Source organism: Streptomyces sp. NPDC051662, assembly GCF_040681655.1.
In the GTDB taxonomy this organism is placed as follows: domain Bacteria; phylum Actinomycetota; class Actinomycetes; order Streptomycetales; family Streptomycetaceae; genus Streptomyces.
In genome coordinates, this window is the sequence record NZ_JBFAZD010000017.1 from 70,664 (window position 1) to 87,481 (window position 16,818).

Consider the following 16,818-nt stretch of genomic DNA (forward strand, 5'->3'; position numbering starts at 1 on the left):
GTGGGTGCGGGGTCAGGCGGGTACGGGGGGCTCGGTGGTTGTGAAGGAGAGGAAGGCGGTCCAGGGGGCGGCGGGGATGTGAAGTATGGGGCCTTGGGTGTTCTTCGAGTCGCGGACGTGGACGGCGGTGGGGGCGACGGCCACCTCTACGCAGTCCCCGCCGTCCGAACCGCTGTAGCTGCTCTTGAACCAGGCCAGTTGGGCGAGGCGGGCGTCAACCTGCTCACTGCTCATGCTTCCCCTGCCAAGCGCTCGATCCGTTGCGCAGACTCCTCCGCGTTCAGGGCCTGCGTTCGCAGCTTGCCATAGCGCAGGCTGAAGCCACTGACCTGTGCGGCGTCGGTGATCACCAGCCCAACTCCCTGGGACTCGATGTAGCCGACGTGGCGGTGCTCCAAGGTCTCCATGAGGACCACGGGCCCGTTCAATCCCGGGTGGAAACCCCGGTCCGCGGGCATGACTTGGATCTCGACGTTGCGCAGCTCGCCTTGCTTCAGGAGGTGCTGAAGCTGCCCTCGCACGACCTCCGGGCTGCCCGCCATACTCATCAAGGCTGTTTCGCCGATGATGAAGCACGTCTCCACCATGGGTGTTCGCGTCAGCAGCTTCTGTCGGCTGAGCCTGGCTTCAGTGTGCTGTTCGATCATCTCCTCGCTGAGTGGTGGGCAATGCGTCGAGAACAAGGCTCGCGCGTAGTCCTCGGTCTGGAGCAATCCAGGGATGAGCAAAGGTTCGTAGCACGTTCGACTGATTGCTTCCGCCTCAATCAGGGCGAAGTCCTGGAAGAACAACGGGAGTTTCGCGAGGTCCACATCGTCTTGCAGGACCGCCAGCGCCCCCTGCGCGTTCAACGCCAGTTCCGCTCTCTCCGTGAACATTGCCTTGGCCGGCCGTCGGCCCTGTTCGATGGACGCGACCTGTTCGTACGAGTAGCCCACCACCTCGGCGAACGCCTCCTGGGTCAGCCCGGCCCTGGTCCGGAAGAGCTTGACCAATTTGCCGTAGCCGACCCAGATGCTCGGTCGGTCGTCGGTGTGGGATCGTTGTTTCTTCGTGCGGCCGGTTCCCATACGTCTCACACTCCAACGTGTGTGCCATTTGCGAATGCCTCTTACCAGCCAACGCCCGGTACTGCGCGAACGGCACGGCTGGCGACCCGTACAAAAACGCACCCGCCCCGTACACGCTGTACAGGTACGCCCGTCCGCCCTGGTCAGGCTATCCGCGTAACGGGACCGTTACTCTATGAAGTCGGAAATTGCCTCCCTCATCGCCCCGACGGAGCCGGCCGCCCCCGCTCAACTCGCCGCCCCACCGCCGCTTTCGCCCCTGTATCCGCCCTCTCGGATCAGGCTCAGTTCCAGCCATCGCGGTGCCCGTCTCGCGCGGTTGCTTGTCGCGCAGCAGTTGGACGAGTGGGGGATTCCGCGTACGACGTCCACCGCCGCCGTGGTCGTCGCCGTACTCGCCGAGCTGGCCGCGAACGCCGTGACCCATGGCCGTACCCCCGGGCGGGACTTCGAGGTGCGGTTGGCTCTCGCGTCCGCCGTCGTTCGGATCGAGGTTCTCGATACCCGGCCCGACCGGTTTCCCCAGGTGCCCGGCCTCGCCTGCCCGCCCCCACCGGACGCGACCAACGGGCGCGGGCTGCTGCTCGTCGCCGCGTATGCCGACCGGTGGGGGTGGAGTGTTCGTGACGCGTTTACCACCAAGACCGTCTGGGCCGAGGTGGACTACCGTCCGGCCGCGTCAGTCGGATGACGACGCCGCCGGGGCGACCGCCCTTCTCGCCGCCGTGGCCACGATGTCCTGCAACGCCGTGATGTGCCTGGCCAGAGCTTCCTGGCCCTCGGGGGTGAGGGACAGCCAGGTCCGGGGGCGCTTGCCCACATGGCCTTTGCGGACGTTCACGTATCCGGCGGCCTCCAGTGCGGACGCGGTCTTGCTGAGGACCGAGTCGGACACCTGGCAGCCGTCGCGAACGGCGGCGAACTCGGCCTCGTCGCAGGCGGAGAGGAAGGCGACCACGGTCAGCCGGGTCGGATGCTGGATGATCTCGTCCAGCACCGCCCTCACCGGTTCCGGCGGGCCGCCGGTCACGCGAGCTCTCGCAGCGCGCGGTTGATCGCCACGTTGCGGACGACGCACGCGCACCAGACGCCGAGTCCCCATACGGTGAAGCCCACGATCTGGATCGCGGCCTCCCCCGCTCCGAGTCCCCAGCACAGCGCTCCCGCCAGCGGGCCCGCCGTGAGGACGACCGGCAGCATCACCCGGCTCCGCCGCAGACGCGCGGGCCAGGACCGGGTCACCAGCACCCCCGTCCTCCTCCGCGCGACCGCGACGAGCGCGAGGGTCACGGCGAGCCCCGCGAACGATACGAAGAGCGCCATCAGAGCCGCCGGGCCGACCTTGTCCTGGCTCCAGGCCCGCACCAGGGCCGGCGCCACCAGTGACGCCGCCACGGCCGGCCCGTACCACGCCGGAGCCAGGCCGGCCTTGAGGCGGGCCCGCGCCCTGGCCGTTTCCACGTCCCTCAGAGCGTCCGCGGCGTGCGCCCACGACCCGCCATCGGGTTTCGGGTGTAGGGACGTGTTCTCCCGCGGCTTCTCCCGCGGCTTTGCCTGCGGCTTCTCCTGCGACGGCATGGGGGGCACCGGATCCTTGCTGAGGGGGCCCACGAACCGGCCCGACGCTTGCCATCATGGCATTAACTTTCCAATCGGGAAAGTACTTGCCCGCTCGTCGGCCCCTCCGCCGCGCAAGGTCGGCCTAGAACTCGTCGTCGAACCCGACCGTGCCCTCGACCGCGACCTGATACGCCGACGGGCGGCGCTCGAAGAAGTTCGTCAGCTCCTGGACGCCCTGAAGCTCCATGAACGAGAACGGGTTCTGGGAGCCGTAGACCGCCGGGAAGCCCAGCCGCTGGAGGCGCTGGTCCGCGACGCACTCCAGGTACTCGCGCATCGACTCGGTGTTCATGCCCGGCAGACCGTCGCCGCACAGGTCCCGGCCGAATTGCAGCTCCGCGTCGACAGCCTCCTTCAGCATGTCCGTGACCTGCTGTTCAAGGGCGTCGTCGAAGAGGTCGGGCTCCTCCTTGCGGACCGTGTCCACGACCTCGAACGCGAAGTTCATATGCATCGTCTCGTCACGGAACACCCAGTTGGTGCCGGTGGCCAGGCCGTGCAGCAGACCGCGCGAGCGGAACCAGTAGACGTACGCGAACGCGCCGTAGAAGAACAGCCCCTCGATACAGGCCGCGAAGCAGATCAGATTCAGCAGGAAGCGGCGGCGGTCCGCCTTCGACTCCAGGCGGTCGATCGTCTCGACGGAGTCCATCCACTTGAAGCAGAACCGCGCCTTCTCACGGATCGACGGGATCTCCTCCACCGCGTCGAAGGCCGCCGCGCGGTCCTCCGGATCGGGCAGATAGGTGTCGAGCAGCGTCAGATAGAACTGGACGTGTACGGCCTCCTCGAAGAGCTGGCGGGAGAGATAGAGCCGCGCCTCGGGGGAGTTGATGTGCTTGTACAGCGTCAGCACCAGGTTGTTGGACACGATCGAGTCGCCCGTCGCGAAGAACGCGACCAGCCGGCCGATCATGTGCTGCTCGCCGGGGGAGAGCTTGGCGAGGTCGGCGACGTCGGAGTGCAGATCGACCTCCTCCACCGTCCAGGTGTTCTTGATCGCGTCGCGGTAGCGCTCGTAGAAGTCCGGGTAGCGCATGGGCCGCAGCGTCAGCTCGAAGCCCGGGTCCAGGAGGTTCTTGGCGTTCGTCACGGTCGTCTCGGTGGTCATTACTGGCAGGCCTCGCAGGACTCGGGGTTTTCCAGGGAGCAGGCGATCGCCTCTTCGGAGACCGCCTGCGCGGGTACGGGCACGGACGCCGGCCGGGTCTCCGACGATCCCCGCGCCGCCCGCGCGATCCGTGTCGCCGGGCGCGAGCGCAGGTAGTACGTCGTCTTGAGGCCCTTCTTCCAGGCGTACGCGTACATCGAGCTGAGCTTCCCGATGGTCGGCGTCTCCAGGAACAGGTTCAGCGACTGGCTCTGGTCGAGGAACGGCGTACGGGCCGCCGCCATGTCGATCAGACCGCGCTGCGGGATCTCCCACGCCGTACGGAACAGCTCACGCACCTCCGCCGGGATCCAGTCGAAGCCCGCCACCGAGCCACTCGACTCGCGCAGCGCCTCGCGCGTCTGCGCGTCCCAGACGCCGAGCCGCTTCAACTCGTCCACCAGGTACGAGTTGACCTGGAGGAACTCCCCGGAGAGCGTCTCGCGCTTGAAGAGGTTGGAGACCTGCGGCTCGATGCACTCGTAGACGCCCGCGATCGAGGCGATCGTCGCCGTCGGGGCGATCGCGAGGAGCAGGGAGTTCCGCATACCGCTCGTGGCGATCCGGGCGCGCAGCGCGTCCCAGCGCTCCGGCCAGTTCAGCTCCACGTCGTAGTGGTCGGGGTGCAGCACCCCGCGCGCGGCGCGCGTCTCGGACCAGGCGGGGAGCGGGCCGTTGCGTTCGGCGAGCGCGCAGGACGCCTCGTACGCGGCGAGCATGATCCGCTCGGCGATCTTCGTGGAGAGGGCCGCGGCCTCGGCGGAGTCGAAGGGCAGCCGCTTCTTGAAGAAGACGTCCTGGAGGCCCATCGCGCCCAGGCCCACCGGGCGCCACTTCGCGTTGGAGGCGCCGGCCTGCTCGGTCGGGTAGAAGTTGATGTCCACGACCCGGTCGAGGAAGGTCACGGCCGTACGGACGGTCTCGTCCAGCCGCTCCCAGTCGAGGTCGCCCGAGGCCAGTACGAACGAACCGAGGTTGATGGAACCGAGGTTGCAGACGGCGGTCTCCCCGTCGTCCGTCACCTCCAGGATCTCCGTGCAGAGATTGGACGAGTGGACGACGCGGCCGGGCTCGGCGGTCTGGTTCGCCGTACGGTTCGAGGCGTCCTTGAAGGTCATCCAGCCGTTGCCGGTCTGGGCGAGGGTACGCATCATCCGGCCGTAGAGCTCGCGGGCCGGGATCGTCCTGCGCGCCAGGCCGGCGGCCTCCGCCTCGCGGTACCGCGTGTCGAACGCGTCGCCCCACAGGTCGACCAGCTCCGGCACATCGACGGGGGAGAACAGGGACCAGACGCCGTCCGACTCGACCCGGCGCATGAACTCGTCCGGGATCCAGTGCGCGAGATTCAGATTGTGCGTACGGCGCGCGTCCTCGCCGGTGTTGTCGCGCAGCTCCAGGAACTCCTCCAGATCCGCGTGCCAGGTCTCCAGATACACACAGGCCGCGCCCTTGCGCCGGCCGCCCTGGTTGACGGCGGCGACCGAGGAGTCGAGGGTGCGCAGGAACGGGACGATGCCGTTGGAGTGTCCGTTGGTGCCCCGGATCAGTGAACCGCGCGAACGGATACGGGAGTACGAGAGGCCGATGCCGCCCGCGTGCTTCGAGAGCCGCGCCACCTGGTGGTACCGGTCGTAGATCGAGTCCAGTTCGTCCAGCGGGGAGTCCAGCAGGTAGCAGGAGGACATCTGCGGGTGGCGCGTACCGGAGTTGAAGAGGGTGGGGGAGGAGGGGAGGTAGTCCAGCCGGCTCATCAGCCGGTAGAGCGCGGCGACTTCGTCGAGCGCGCGGAGGCTCTCGTCCTCGGCCAGTCCGGCGGCCACGCGCAGCATGAAGTGCTGCGGGGTCTCGATGACCTGGCGGGTGATCGGATGGCGGAGCAGATAGCGGCTGTAGAGGGTCCGCAGCCCGAAGTAGCCGAAGAGGTCGTCGGCTTCCTGGTCGATGAGCGCGTCGAGGGAGTCGGCGTGCAGCGTGACGAAGGCGGCCGTACGGTCCGCGATCAGGCCCTCGCGGTGGCCGACGGCGACCGACGCGGAGAACGCCACGGCGCCCTGGCCCGCGGCCTCGTCGGCGATGGTGCGGGTCAGCAGCCTGGCCGCGAGCCGGGAGTAGGCGGGGTCCTCGGAGATGAGCCCCGCGGCCGACTCGGTGGCGAGCTCGCGCAGCTCGGCCTCGTCCGACCGGGCGTTACGGCCGCGCAGCGCCGCGGCGGCGACTCTTCCGGGGTCGGTGTCGGGCAGATCGGCGGTCAGGTCCGTCAGGGTCCGCAGCAGTGCGGTCCCGGGTCCGTCGGCCGCCCGCGCGGCGGCCTCGGAGATGCCTGAAGCCGGATCGGCTGGCGCGATGGTCACGTGGTGCTCTCCCTCGCTCGGCTCTGGACCGTCGGGAGGGGAGCGGGCTGTTTCTCGCGGTACGGACCGTACGACCCGGATCCGGGCGGCACGGCGTACGGCGCCCACCGGCCCATCCACGAGGCCCGGACGTCTCGGCGTCCGATTCGGTCGAACCGGACGCACTGTCGGCAGGTGTTCGGACTCGTGGGTATGGCAAAGCACACCACATCACACCGTTGCGGGACAGTTCCGGATTCGCACCGGATTCCCCTGCGTCGACAGCGAGGTCGAGCATACATGTGGGGGCTGGCTCGGGAACCACCCCCCAGATGTTGTGTCGTGCGTCATTACGTTCGGGCCCGCGCGGACAGCGAAAAGGCCGCCGGATCCCTGTCTTTCCCAGGGATCCGACGGCCCGTCGAGCCGGGCGCCGGCCGTTCAGTGGCCGCCGGGGCCGCCCGATGTCGCTGCCGGGAGCTCGGCCTTCACGCCCGGGTCGCCCGCGTCCGCCGTGTAGTCGGACGGGCTCGTCTCGTCCGTGCCCTCCGGAGCCTTGGCCGCGCGCAGGACGAAGGTGAGCGCCACCGTCACCACCAGGTTGAGCACGAACGCGGTGAGGCCGATGTAGCCGATCTCACCCAGCCCGGGGATCTCCTTGGAGGAGCCGCCGAAGTGCGCCTGGGTCGGGCTGGCCACGCCGTACGCCGCGGCCGTGCCGTAGACCATGCCGACCGCCCAGCCCGCGAGCAGCGCCCAGCGGTGGAACCAGCGGGTGAAGAGACCGCCGACCAGCGCCGGCATCGTCTGGAGGATCCAGATCCCGCCCAGCAGCTGGAAGTTGATCGCGACGGTCTTGTCCATGGTCAGGACGAAGGCCAGCGCGCCCACCTTCACCAGCAGCGAGACCAGCTTCGAGACCTTGGTCTCCTGCGCGGGGGTCGCGTCCGGCTTGATGAAGTCCTTGTAGATATTGCGGGTGAAGAGATTCGCCGCGGCGATCGACATGATCGCGGCCGGCACCAGCGCGCCGATGCCGATGGCCGCGAAGGCCACCCCCGCGAACCAGTCGGGGAACATCGTCTCGAAGAGCTGCGGGATCGCCAGCTGTCCGTTCTCCACCTTGACTCCGGCGGCGATCGCCATGAAGCCGAGCAGCGCGAGCAGGCCCAGCATCAGTGAGTACAGCGGCAGGATCGTGGTGTTGCGCCGGATCACCTCGCGGCTGCGGCTGGAGAGCGTCGCCGTGATGGAGTGCGGATACATGAAGAGCGCGAGCGCGGAACCGAGCGCCAGCGTGGCATAGCCCCAATGCCCGGCCTCGCCCGGCGCCAGGGCGCCGCGTGGCTGGCCGGTCGCCGGGTTGGTCTGCGCGAAGGCGTCGCCCGCCTTGGCGAAGATGTCGTCGAACCCGCCCAGTTTGATGGGGATGTAGATGATCGCCACGACGATCACGATGTAGATCAGCGTGTCCTTGACGAAGGCGATCAGCGCGGGCGCCCGCAGCCCCGACGAGTAGGTGTACGCGGCGAGCACACCGAAGGCGATCAGCAGCGGCAGGTCCTTGATGAACCAGTGGGTGTTCTCGCCGCCGCCGACGCCCATCACGTCCAGCACCGCCTGGATACCGACGAGTTGGAGCGCGATGTACGGCATCGTGGCCAGGATGCCGGTGACGGCGACCGCCAGCGACAGGCCCTTCGATCCGAACCGGCCCCGCACGAAGTCCGAGGTGGTCACGTATCCGTGCTTGTGCGACACCGACCAGAGCCGGGGCAGGAAGGTGAAGATCAGCGGGTAGACCAGGATCGTGTAGGGCACGGCGAAGAAGCCGGCCGCGCCCGCCGCGTAGATCGCCGCCGGTACGGCCACGAAGGTGTACGCCGTATAGAGGTCGCCGCCGAGCAGGAACCAGGTGACCCAGGTGCCGAACGACCGTCCGCCGAGGCCCCATTCGTCGAGGCTGTTCTCATTGGCGGCCTTGCGCCAGCGAGCCGCCAGGAACCCCATGACGGTAACGGCCACGAAGAAGAAGATGAAGACGGCGAGTGCGACGCCGTTCACGCCGTCCTTCATTTCGACGCACCTCCCTCGCGGGAGCGCTGGTCACGCTTCCACAGCTGGTAGGCGGTCATCGTGAGCACCGCCGAGACCGGGACCCAGAGCATCTGGTACCAGTAGAAGAAGGGGATGCCGATGAATGTCGGCTCGATCTTCGCGTAGGACCCGACCCAGAGCATCGCCACGAAGGGCGCGAGGAGGCAGAGAGCGATGATCACCCGCGCCGGGGTGACCGTGGGGGGCGGTTTCTCTTCCGGAACTTCTGACACCGCGGCTCCGTTCCCTCGTTGATCGCCTGTGGTAATGAGCAGGAAATCTAAGCGAAGGCGCTGGTCAGCGTAAGCCCCTGTCCGAATGTCGTTACATCAACGGTATGCGAACAGGGGTGCGCGGGCGGTCGCCGGCGGCGGCCGTCAGTGGGCCGGGCGCTTCAGCCTGGCCACGAACTTGTAGCGGTCGCCGCGGTAGACGGACCGTACCCACTCCACCGGTTCACCGGCCGCGTCCAGTGAGTGCCGCGAGAGCATCAGCATCGGCAGCCCGACATCCGTACCGAGCAGCCCGGCCTCGCGCGGGGTGGCCAGCGAGGTCTCGATGGTCTCCTCGGCCTCGGCCAGACGTACGTCGTACACCTCCGCCAACGCCGTGTAGAGCGAGGTGTACTTGACGAGCGAACGGCGCAGCGCGGGGAAGCGCTTGGCCGAAAGATGCGTGGTCTCGATGGCCATCGGCTCGCCGCTGGCCAGCCGCAGCCGCTCGATCCGCAGCACGCGCCCGCCGGTGGTGATGTCCAGCAGCCCCGCCAGGGTGTCGTCGGCGGTGACATAGCCGATGTCCAGCAGCTGCGAGGTGGGCTCCAGGCCCTGGGCCCGCATGTCCTCGGTGTACGAGGTGAGCTGGAGCGCCTGCGAGACCTTGGGCTTGGCGACGAACGTGCCCTTGCCCTGGATGCGTTCGAGCCGGCCCTCGACCACCAGCTCCTGGAGCGCCTGCCGCACGGTGGTGCGCGAGGTGTCGAACTCGGCGGCGAGCGTGCGCTCCGGAGGCACCGGTGTACCCGGCGGCAGCGTCTCCGTCATATCGAGCAAGTGGCGCTTCAACCGGTAGTACTTGGGTACGCGTGCGGTACGGGTGGCGGGGCCGCTCTCGGTCTCCGTACCGCCCCCGTCCGTGGCCATGGTCTGCCTTCCCGACTCCTGTGCTGCTGCCGTCACCGGCTCCTCCGTCTGTCGCGGCTCACATGGTGGCACGGTCCGGCCACGGGTCGTCGCCCTGCCTCAGGTGTCGGTCCGATAACGGACACGACTGCCCTTCTTATACACCCTTGACACCCCTAAAGGTCTAGGCCAAGCTCCCCGTACTGGTCTAAACCATTAAAGACCAGGTCCCAGCCCCAGCAGTACTCGTCGTAAGTCTTCGCGGTCTTCGCGGTGGGCAGGGGTTGCAGGCATCCCTGAGGAGGGTGGCGTGAAGCGCAAGCTCATCGCGACGGTCGGCGTCGCGGGCATGATGGTCGGTATTGCCGCGTGTGGTTCGGATGAAGGCTCGGCGTCCAAGGATCCCAAGGACCGTAAGGAGACGCTGACCGTCTGGCTCATGTCGGACGCGCAGAGCACCTGGCCGGAGCTGGTCAAGGATGTCAACGCGCAGTTCAAGACGAAGTATCCGAACGTGACGGTCAAGGTCCAGTACCAGCAGTGGGCGGACAAGGCCAAGAAGCTCGACGCGGCGCTGGCCGGCGACAAGTACCCCGATGTCGTCGAGCTCGGCAACACCGAGACCATGACGTACATCCTCAACGGTGCGCTCGGCGAGATCGACCCCAAGAAGTACGAGAACTCGGACACCTGGATCAAGGGTCTGAAGGACACCTGCTCCTTCGAGGGCAAGCAGTACTGCGTGCCCTACTACGCCGGTGCGCGTGTGGCCATTTACAACAAGGACATGTTCAAGGCCGGTACCGGCTCGGACCAGCTGCCCACCACCGAGGCCGAGCTCACCACGGCGCTCGACAAGGTCGGCGCCAAGTACGGCAAGGACAAGGCGTTCTCGCCGCTCTATCTGCCGGGCCGTTACTGGTACGCGGCGATGTCCTACGTAGCGGCGTACGGCGGTCAGATAGCCAAGTACGACGAGGGCGCGAAGGAGTGGAAGGCCACCCTTTCCACCCCGGAGGCCCAGAAGGGCATCCAGCACTTCGTCGACCTGGTGAAGAAGTACAACCACGGCGACACGACCAAGGACGAGGCGGATCACGCCAACGTCATGGCCAACGAGAAGACCGCGCTTCTCTACGGCAACGGCTGGGAGGCCGGCAGCGTCGTCGACTCCGCCGCGAACGGCAACCCGAAGCTGAAGGACAAGATCCTCACCGCCGGTATGCCCGGCCCCGACGGCAAGGCCCTGCCGTCCTTCATCGGCGGCTCCGACCTCGCCACCATCTCCAAGTCCAAGGTCCAGGACCTCGGCGAGGAGTGGATCGCGGCCTTCACCAGCGGCAAGTCGCAGGAGGTCCTCGCCTCCAAGAACATCCTGCCCAACAACACCAAGCAGCTGGAGCCGCTGAAGGCGAAGCCGGAGACCGCGCCGATCGCCAACGCCGTTCCCGACGCCTGGTTCACCCCGATCGCCCCGGGCTGGACGGCCATCGAGAAGAAGGAAGTCCTTGAGGTGATGCTGCTCGACATCATCAAGGGCAAGTCGGTCGCCGACGCCACGAAGGCCGCCGACGCGGAGATCAACCAGCTGATCAACGAAGAGTCCTGAGTCCGCCGAGCTTCTGAGTCTCCGACTCCTTTGTCTCCGACTCTGTTGATCGCCTACGGGGGGTGGCGGGCCCGCGAGGGCTCCGCCGCCCCCCGTACTCCGGTACCAGGTCCGAACGGAAGGCCAGCACAGTGAGTGCCGCCGACATGAAAGCAGCCGACCCTCCGGTAGCCGTCGCACGCGTCCCCGAGAGATCCGGCTCCCAGCCGCCCGCGGGCGGGCAGCGCAAGCGGCGCAAGGCCGGCGCGCTGCTGCCGTACCTCCTGATAGCCCCCGCGTTCGTCGCGATCGCCGCAGTCTTCGTCTGGCCGCTCATCAAGACGATCCTCATGTCCTTCCAGGACGTCGGCCGCCGTGAGCTGTGGACCGGGGAGGCCGCCCCCTGGGTGGGCTTCGAGCAGTTCACCAATATCCTCGGCGACGGCGAGTTCTGGGCCGTCGTCTGGCGGACCATCATCTTCATGGTCGCCTGTGTGGTGGCCACGATGGGGATCGGGCTCGGCATCTCCATGCTGATGCAGCGCATGGACACCTGGGTACGTCTGCTGCTCACCGGCGCGCTGGTGGCCGCCTGGTCGATGCCGCTGCTGGTGGCGACCTCCATCTTCCGCTGGTTCGCCGACTCCGACTACGGCGTCCTGAACATGGTGCTGACCAAGTACCTCGGGATCGACGCCCAGGGCCACAACTGGTTCCTCGACCCCAAGCAGGGCTTCCTCATCATCGGAGCCGTCGTCGTCTGGGGCGCCATCCCCTTCGTCGCCGTCACGCTCTACGCGGCGCTCACTCAGGTCCCCCGGGAACTGGAGGAGGCCGCGGCCCTCGACGGCGCGGGCGTCGCCGGGGTCTTCCGCTTTGTCACCTGGCCGGTCATCAAGCCGGTGTTCCAGATGGTGGCCACCCTGTCCGTCCTGTGGGACTTCAATATCTTCGGCCAGATCTTCCTGATCCGCGGCAACAAGCCGGAGCCGGAGTACTCGGTCCTCGGGATCTACTCGTTCGAGAAGGCCTTCGAGTCCAACTCGTTCAGCCAGGGTGCGGCCATCTCCCTCATCACGGTCCTGCTGCTCTCCGGTGTCGCCGTGTACTACCTGCGTCAGCTGCTCAAGATCGGAGAGGTCGAATGAGCGCCTCCACCGCCTCCACCTCCGGGGCCCTCCGCCCGGACACCGAGCGGGACACCGGCCCGGGCGGCCGGCAGGTCCTGCGCCGGGACCGCAAGAAGAACCGGCTCGTCTACAACATCGTGGGCCTGGCCGTGTTCGTCCTCATGGCCTTCCCGGTGTACTGGCTGGTCATCAGCGCCCTGCGGCCGAACCACGAGATCCGCAGTTACGACCAGACCCTCTGGCCCTCGTCGATCTCCTGGGACAACTTCCAGCGGGCCATCGACCAGCCGAACTTCGGCACGGCCATCCAGTCCAGCCTGATCATCTGCGGTGTCGCGGTCGTCGGCGGCATGCTGCTCGCCACCATCGCCGCCTTCGCCATCGGCCGCTTCCGCTTCCGCGGCCGCAAGTTCTTCATGATCGTGCTGCTCGTCGTGCAGCTGCTGCCGCCGACCGCGATGCTGATCCCCATCTACATCCAGCTCAACGACCTGGGCGGGCTGAACGAGTACTGGGGCGTCATCGTCATCTATCTGGTCTCGACGCTCCCCTTCGCGACCTGGATGATCCGCGGCTTCATCGTCAACATCCCGCCGGAGCTGGAGGAGTCCGCGATGGTGGACGGCTGCAGCCGGATGGGTGCCTTCTGGCGGGTGACCTTCCCGCTGCTCGCCCCCGGTCTCGCCGCGGCGGCGATCTTCTCCCTGATCACGGCGTGGAACGAGTACCTCCTCGCCTACGTCGTGCTCCAGGACAACGACAAGTACACGCTGAACGTGTGGCTGATGAACTTCACCACCTCGCGCGGTATCGACTACGGAGCCCTGATGGCCGCCTCGACCCTGATCGCCATCCCGGTCGTGGCCTTCTTCCTCCTGGTGCAGAAGTACATGGCAACTGGCCTCACCTCAGGCGCAGTGAAGGGTTAGGACCGCCGATGACGACACTCGTAAGCAGTACGGACACCCTCACCCGCGACGCACTCGCCGTGCTCCAGCCCGGATTCCTCGGCACCACCGCCCCCGACTGGCTGCTGCGGCGCCTCGGCGAGGGCCTCTCCTCCGTCGGACTCTTCGGCCGCAACATCGCCTCGCCCGAGCAGCTCACCGCGCTCACCGCGCGGCTGCGGGCGGAACGGGACGACGTCCTCGTCGCGATCGACGAGGAGGGCGGCGATGTCACCCGTCTGGAGGTCAAGCAGGGCTCCTCCTTCCCCGGCAACTACGCCCTGGGCACCGTCGACGACGTGGACCTCACCCGGGCCGTCGCCCGCGAGCTGGGCCGGCGCCTCGCCGAGTGCGGGGTCAACCTCAACTGGGCCCCCTCGGCCGATGTGAACTCCAACCAGGACAACCCCGTCATCGGCGTACGGTCCTTCGGCGCCGACACGGCACTGGTGGCCCGGCACACCGCCGCGTATGTGGAGGGTCTGCAGAGCGCCGGGGTCGCCGCCTGCACCAAGCACTTCCCCGGCCATGGCGACACCTCCGTCGACTCGCACCACGCGATGCCCCGTATCGACGTGGACCTGGCCACAGTGCACGCCCGCGATCTGCTGCCCTTCCGCGCGGCCATCGCGGCGGGTTCCAAATCGGTCATGAGCGCGCATATCCTGCTTCCCGCGCTCGACCCGGACCACCCGGCGACCCTCAGCCCGCAGATCCTCATCGGTCTGCTCCGTGAGGAGCTGGGCTTCCAGGGCCCGATCGTCACCGATGGCATAGAGATGCGGGCCATCGTCTCGACGTACGGGATCGAGCGTGGCTCCGTCCTCGCGATCGCCGCGGGCGCCGACGCCATCTGTGTCGGCGGCGGCCTGGCGGACGAGGAGACCGTACTGCGGCTGCGCGACGCGCTGGTGACGGCGGTACGGAACGGCGAACTGCCCGAGGAGCGACTGGCCGACGCCGCCGCGCGGGTGCGCGGACTCGCCGACTGGACGCTGCGGGTCAGGGGGGCTTCGGAGCCGGGCGCGGATTCGCAGGAGGGGACCGCGCCCGGCACCGCGTCGGGCAGCGCGTCCGGCGTCGGGACCGGCGTCGAGTCCCGTACGGAGATCGGCCTGGTCGCGGCCCGCCGCGCCGTGCGGGTGACGGGCAGCGCGGGGCCCCTCACGCAAGCGCCCTACGTCGCCGCGTTCACCCCCGTCGCGAACATCGCCGTCGGGGACGAGACCCCGTGGGGCGTCGCGGCCGAGCTGGAGCGGCTGCTTCCCGGTACGGAGACGGGCTCGTACAGCGGCGCGGAAGCGGCCGGGACGGACCCGGCCGCGATGGCCGGCGAGCTGCTCGCCGCGGCCGGCGACCGTACGATCGTCGCCGTCGTACGCGACGCGCACCGCCACCGCTGGATGTCCGACGCGCTGGACGCCGTGCTGGCCGCCCGGCCGGAGACGATCGTGGTGGAGATGGGCGTGAACGAGGCCGAGCCCCGGGGCGCGCTGCACATCGCGACCCACGGCGCCGCGCGGGTCTGCGGACGGGCCGCCGCGGAGGTCATCACGGGCCGCCGGGAGTGACCGCCCGGGAAAGCCGCTGAAACGACGGTGCCGGGCCGCCCCTTCGCGGGGGCGGCCCGGCACCGTCGTGTCGTGCGGGTGATGCTCAGATGCCCTGCCAGTCGGGCTTGGACGCGAACGTGGCGCGGAAGTAGTCGGCGAGCTTCAGCCGGGACGCCGCCGCCTCGTCCACGACGACCGTGGCGTGCGGGTGGAGCTGGAGCGCGGAGGCCGGTACGAGCGCGGCGACCGGGCCCTCGACGGCCTGCGCGACCGCCTCCGCCTTGCCCTCGCCGGTGGCGAGCAGCACCAGATGGCGGGCTTCCAGGATGGTGCCGATGCCCTGCGTGATGACATGGTGCGGCACCTCCTCCGGGCTGTCGAAGAAGCGCGCGTTGTCCTCGCGGGTCTGCCGGGTCAGCGTCTTGATGCGGGTGCGCGAGGCGAGCGAGGAGCAGGGCTCGTTGAAGCCGATGTGCCCGTCCGTACCGATGCCGAGCAGCTGGAGGTCCACCCCGCCGGCCTCGGCCAGCGCGCGGTCGTACGCCTCGCACGCCGCCTGGACGTCCTCGGCGGCGCCGTCCGGTCCCATGAAGGCGCTCTCGCTCAGCCCCAGCGGCTCGACGACCTCGCGCAGGACCACCGAGCGGTACGACTCGGGGTGGCCCGCGGGCAGCCCCACGTACTCGTCCAGCTGGGCTATCCGCGCGCGCGACGCGTCCACCTCGCCGGAGCGCACCTTGGCCGTCAGCGCCTGGTAGATGGGCAGGGGGGTCGAGCCGGTGGCCACACCGAGCAGGGCGTCGGGCGTGCGGCGCAGCAGGCCGGCGATGCTGTCCGCGATGAGCTCGCCACCTGCCGCGGCGTTCTGGACGATGACAACTTCCACGCTGGACCCTGCCAATCTGGAATGGAGACTTTTGTGGTATAGACCAATTCTATCAGAGGGTGCCGGACCGTCCCCAACGTGGGGGAAAAGGCCGGAGACGGGCGGGGGATGGGCGGGGAACGATACGGGTGGCGGCCCGGTGGCGGGGGCACGGCGGCCCATGGTCGACTGGGAAGGGCCGAGGGGCACGACCGACTTTGGAGGGCACCCAGCATGTCTGCCGCGCTGTCGGGCGAGTCGTGCGAGCGGGCCGGCGCCCTCATGTACGCGGAGGTCGCCGAGCAGCCGACCGTACTGCGGCGGATCCTCCGGGACGGCGCGCCCGCCGTCCGCGAAGTGGCGGCGGCCATCGCCGCGCGCGAGCCGCGCTTCGTCCTGCTCACCGCCCGCGGTACGTCCGACCACGCCGCGCTCTACGCGAAGTATCTGCTGGAGATCCTGTGCGGACTGCCCTGCGGACTGGCCTCCATGTCCACCACGACGGCGTACGGCGCGAAGCCGGACCTCACCGATGTGCTGGTCATTGGGGTCAGCCAGTGGGGCGGCTCGCCCGATCTGGTGGCCTCCACCTGGGCCGCGCGGGAGGCCGGCGCGACCACGCTCGCGGTGACCAACAACCCCGACTCGGCGCTGACCGCCGTGGCGGAGTTCCATCTCGACGTCCTGGCGGGCCCGGAGCGGGCGCTGCCCGCCACCAAGTCGTACACCGCCTCGCTGCTCGCCCTCTACCTCTTCGCCGAGGCGCTCGGCGGCCGTGACGGCGCGGCGGCCCGCGCGCTGCCGGACCTCGCGGAACGGGTGCTGGCCCGCACGGACGAGGTACGGACGCTCGCCTCGCGCTACCGCTTCGCCGAGCGGATGGTGATCATCTCCCGGGGCTACGGCTATCCGACGGCGAAGGAGGCGGCGCTCAAGCTCATGGAGACCTGCTACATCCCCGCGCTCTCCTACTCCGGCGCCGATCTGCTGCACGGGCCGCTCGCGATGGTCGACAACATCTCGCCGGTGATCGCGATCGTCCCCGAGGGCAAGGGGGGTGAGGCCCTTCAGCCGGTCCTCGCCCGACTGCGGGCGCGGGGAGCCGACCTGTTCGTCGTGGGGTCCCGGCCGGAGGTCGAGGCCGCGTCCGCGGGGTTCGTGCTGCCGACGGACGGGGTTCCTGAGGAGCTTCAGCCGATCCTGCAGATCCTGCCGTTGCAGGTGCTGGCCCACGAGGTCGCCATCGCCAGGGGCCAGGATCCGGACGCACCGCGCACGATGGCGAAAACTCCGGAGAGCGGCTGACCGCGACTCCGGAGACCGGCTGACCGCCTTCCGGATGGGCAC

Annotated in this window: 16 protein-coding genes and 1 riboswitch; of the genes, 6 read left to right on the top strand and 10 right to left on the bottom strand. The window is 68.7% G+C overall.

The window, feature by feature from the left end:
- Window positions 1–12 precede the first annotated feature (12 nt).
- Both AB0M67_RS26615 and AB0M67_RS26620 read right to left on the bottom strand, forming a co-directional pair.
- Entirely contained in the window at window positions 13–234 is a 222-nt protein-coding gene (locus AB0M67_RS26615) for a DUF397 domain-containing protein (protein ID WP_365749364.1), read from the bottom strand.
- Window positions 231–1,070 carry a helix-turn-helix transcriptional regulator gene (locus AB0M67_RS26620; RefSeq protein ID WP_365749366.1) on the bottom strand — a complete coding sequence of 280 codons (840 nt, stop codon included), beginning with the start codon at window positions 1,068–1,070 and terminating at the stop codon, window positions 231–233. Before AB0M67_RS26620 ends, AB0M67_RS26615 begins: the two co-directional genes overlap by 4 nt.
- 175 nt (window positions 1,071–1,245) lie before the next feature.
- Between AB0M67_RS26620 and AB0M67_RS26625 the strand changes: the two genes are divergently transcribed.
- Entirely contained in the window at window positions 1,246–1,761 is a 516-nt protein-coding gene (locus AB0M67_RS26625) for an ATP-binding protein (RefSeq protein WP_365749368.1), read from the top strand.
- On the opposite strand, the gene AB0M67_RS26630 is transcribed toward AB0M67_RS26625, so the two are convergent.
- The 7 genes from AB0M67_RS26630 to AB0M67_RS26660 all read right to left on the bottom strand — a co-directional run bounded on the left by AB0M67_RS26630 (window position 1,750) and on the right by AB0M67_RS26660 (window position 9,409).
- Complete coding sequence (locus AB0M67_RS26630) at window positions 1,750–2,100, bottom strand: transcriptional regulator (protein ID WP_365749370.1); 351 nt, start codon at window positions 2,098–2,100, stop codon at window positions 1,750–1,752. The two genes, AB0M67_RS26625 and AB0M67_RS26630, sit on opposite strands and share 12 nt — an antisense overlap.
- On the bottom strand, window positions 2,097–2,531 hold the full coding sequence (locus AB0M67_RS26635; protein ID WP_365749372.1) for a hypothetical protein: 435 nt from the start codon (window positions 2,529–2,531) through the stop codon (window positions 2,097–2,099). Before AB0M67_RS26635 ends, AB0M67_RS26630 begins: the two co-directional genes overlap by 4 nt.
- Window positions 2,532–2,772: 241 nt before the next feature.
- Window positions 2,773–3,801 (bottom strand): ribonucleotide-diphosphate reductase subunit beta, encoded by a 1,029-nt coding sequence (locus tag AB0M67_RS26640; protein WP_365749374.1) that lies wholly within the window; start codon window positions 3,799–3,801, stop codon window positions 2,773–2,775.
- Complete coding sequence (locus tag AB0M67_RS26645) at window positions 3,801–6,191, bottom strand: ribonucleoside-diphosphate reductase subunit alpha (RefSeq protein ID WP_365749376.1); 2,391 nt, start codon at window positions 6,189–6,191, stop codon at window positions 3,801–3,803. The genes AB0M67_RS26640 and AB0M67_RS26645 overlap by 1 nt, the downstream gene beginning before the upstream one ends.
- Before the next feature lie 151 nt (window positions 6,192–6,342).
- Window positions 6,343–6,485: riboswitch (cobalamin riboswitch) on the bottom strand.
- Between the two features lie 126 nt (window positions 6,486–6,611).
- Complete coding sequence (gene mctP, locus AB0M67_RS26650; protein WP_365749378.1) at window positions 6,612–8,246, bottom strand: monocarboxylate uptake permease MctP; 1,635 nt, start codon at window positions 8,244–8,246, stop codon at window positions 6,612–6,614.
- Window positions 8,243–8,500, bottom strand: coding sequence for a DUF3311 domain-containing protein (locus AB0M67_RS26655; RefSeq protein ID WP_365749380.1), 258 nt, complete (start codon window positions 8,498–8,500; stop codon window positions 8,243–8,245). The genes mctP and AB0M67_RS26655 overlap by 4 nt, the downstream gene beginning before the upstream one ends.
- A gap of 144 nt (window positions 8,501–8,644) precedes the next feature.
- The gene (locus tag AB0M67_RS26660) at window positions 8,645–9,409 is read right to left on the bottom strand and encodes a GntR family transcriptional regulator (RefSeq protein ID WP_365749573.1); all 765 of its coding nucleotides are present in this window, start codon (window positions 9,407–9,409) and stop codon (window positions 8,645–8,647) included.
- 289 nt (window positions 9,410–9,698) lie between these two features.
- Between AB0M67_RS26660 and AB0M67_RS26665 the strand changes: the two genes are divergently transcribed.
- The 4 genes from AB0M67_RS26665 to AB0M67_RS26680 all read left to right on the top strand — a co-directional run bounded on the left by AB0M67_RS26665 (window position 9,699) and on the right by AB0M67_RS26680 (window position 14,624).
- On the top strand, window positions 9,699–10,997 hold the full coding sequence (locus AB0M67_RS26665) for a sugar ABC transporter substrate-binding protein (protein ID WP_365749382.1): 1,299 nt from the start codon (window positions 9,699–9,701) through the stop codon (window positions 10,995–10,997).
- A 131-nt stretch (window positions 10,998–11,128) separates the two neighbouring features.
- Window positions 11,129–12,124, top strand: a complete 996-nt coding sequence (locus AB0M67_RS26670; protein ID WP_365749384.1) for a sugar ABC transporter permease — start codon at window positions 11,129–11,131, stop codon at window positions 12,122–12,124.
- The gene (locus AB0M67_RS26675; RefSeq protein WP_365749386.1) at window positions 12,121–13,035 is read left to right on the top strand and encodes a carbohydrate ABC transporter permease; all 915 of its coding nucleotides are present in this window, start codon (window positions 12,121–12,123) and stop codon (window positions 13,033–13,035) included. The genes AB0M67_RS26670 and AB0M67_RS26675 overlap by 4 nt, the downstream gene beginning before the upstream one ends.
- A gap of 8 nt (window positions 13,036–13,043) precedes the next feature.
- Entirely contained in the window at window positions 13,044–14,624 is a 1,581-nt protein-coding gene (locus AB0M67_RS26680; protein WP_365749389.1) for a glycoside hydrolase family 3 N-terminal domain-containing protein, read from the top strand.
- Window positions 14,625–14,709: 85 nt separating this feature from the next.
- Here the strand turns inward: AB0M67_RS26680 and nagB are convergent, their stop codons facing one another.
- Window positions 14,710–15,492 carry a glucosamine-6-phosphate deaminase gene (gene nagB / locus AB0M67_RS26685; RefSeq protein ID WP_365749391.1) on the bottom strand — a complete coding sequence of 261 codons (783 nt, stop codon included), beginning with the start codon at window positions 15,490–15,492 and terminating at the stop codon, window positions 14,710–14,712.
- A 213-nt stretch (window positions 15,493–15,705) separates the two neighbouring features.
- Between nagB and AB0M67_RS26690 the strand changes: the two genes are divergently transcribed.
- Complete coding sequence (locus AB0M67_RS26690; RefSeq protein ID WP_365749393.1) at window positions 15,706–16,776, top strand: SIS domain-containing protein; 1,071 nt, start codon at window positions 15,706–15,708, stop codon at window positions 16,774–16,776.
- The last annotated feature ends 42 nt before the right edge of the window (window positions 16,777–16,818 follow it).

Coding starts and splice junctions, on each gene's coding strand:
- mctP (WP_365749378.1), bottom strand. CDS start 8,246: ATGAAGGACGGCGTGAACGGCGTCGCACTCGCCGTCTTCATCTTCTTC.
- AB0M67_RS26625 (WP_365749368.1), top strand. CDS start 1,246: ATGAAGTCGGAAATTGCCTCCCTCATCGCCCCGACGGAGCCGGCCGCC.
- AB0M67_RS26660 (WP_365749573.1), bottom strand. CDS start 9,409: ATGGCCACGGACGGGGGCGGTACGGAGACCGAGAGCGGCCCCGCCACC.
- AB0M67_RS26680 (WP_365749389.1), top strand. CDS start 13,044: ATGACGACACTCGTAAGCAGTACGGACACCCTCACCCGCGACGCACTC.
- AB0M67_RS26615 (WP_365749364.1), bottom strand. CDS start 234: ATGAGCAGTGAGCAGGTTGACGCCCGCCTCGCCCAACTGGCCTGGTTC.
- AB0M67_RS26640 (WP_365749374.1), bottom strand. CDS start 3,801: ATGACCACCGAGACGACCGTGACGAACGCCAAGAACCTCCTGGACCCG.
- AB0M67_RS26675 (WP_365749386.1), top strand. CDS start 12,121: ATGAGCGCCTCCACCGCCTCCACCTCCGGGGCCCTCCGCCCGGACACC.
- AB0M67_RS26690 (WP_365749393.1), top strand. CDS start 15,706: ATGTCTGCCGCGCTGTCGGGCGAGTCGTGCGAGCGGGCCGGCGCCCTC.
- AB0M67_RS26620 (WP_365749366.1), bottom strand. CDS start 1,070: ATGGGAACCGGCCGCACGAAGAAACAACGATCCCACACCGACGACCGA.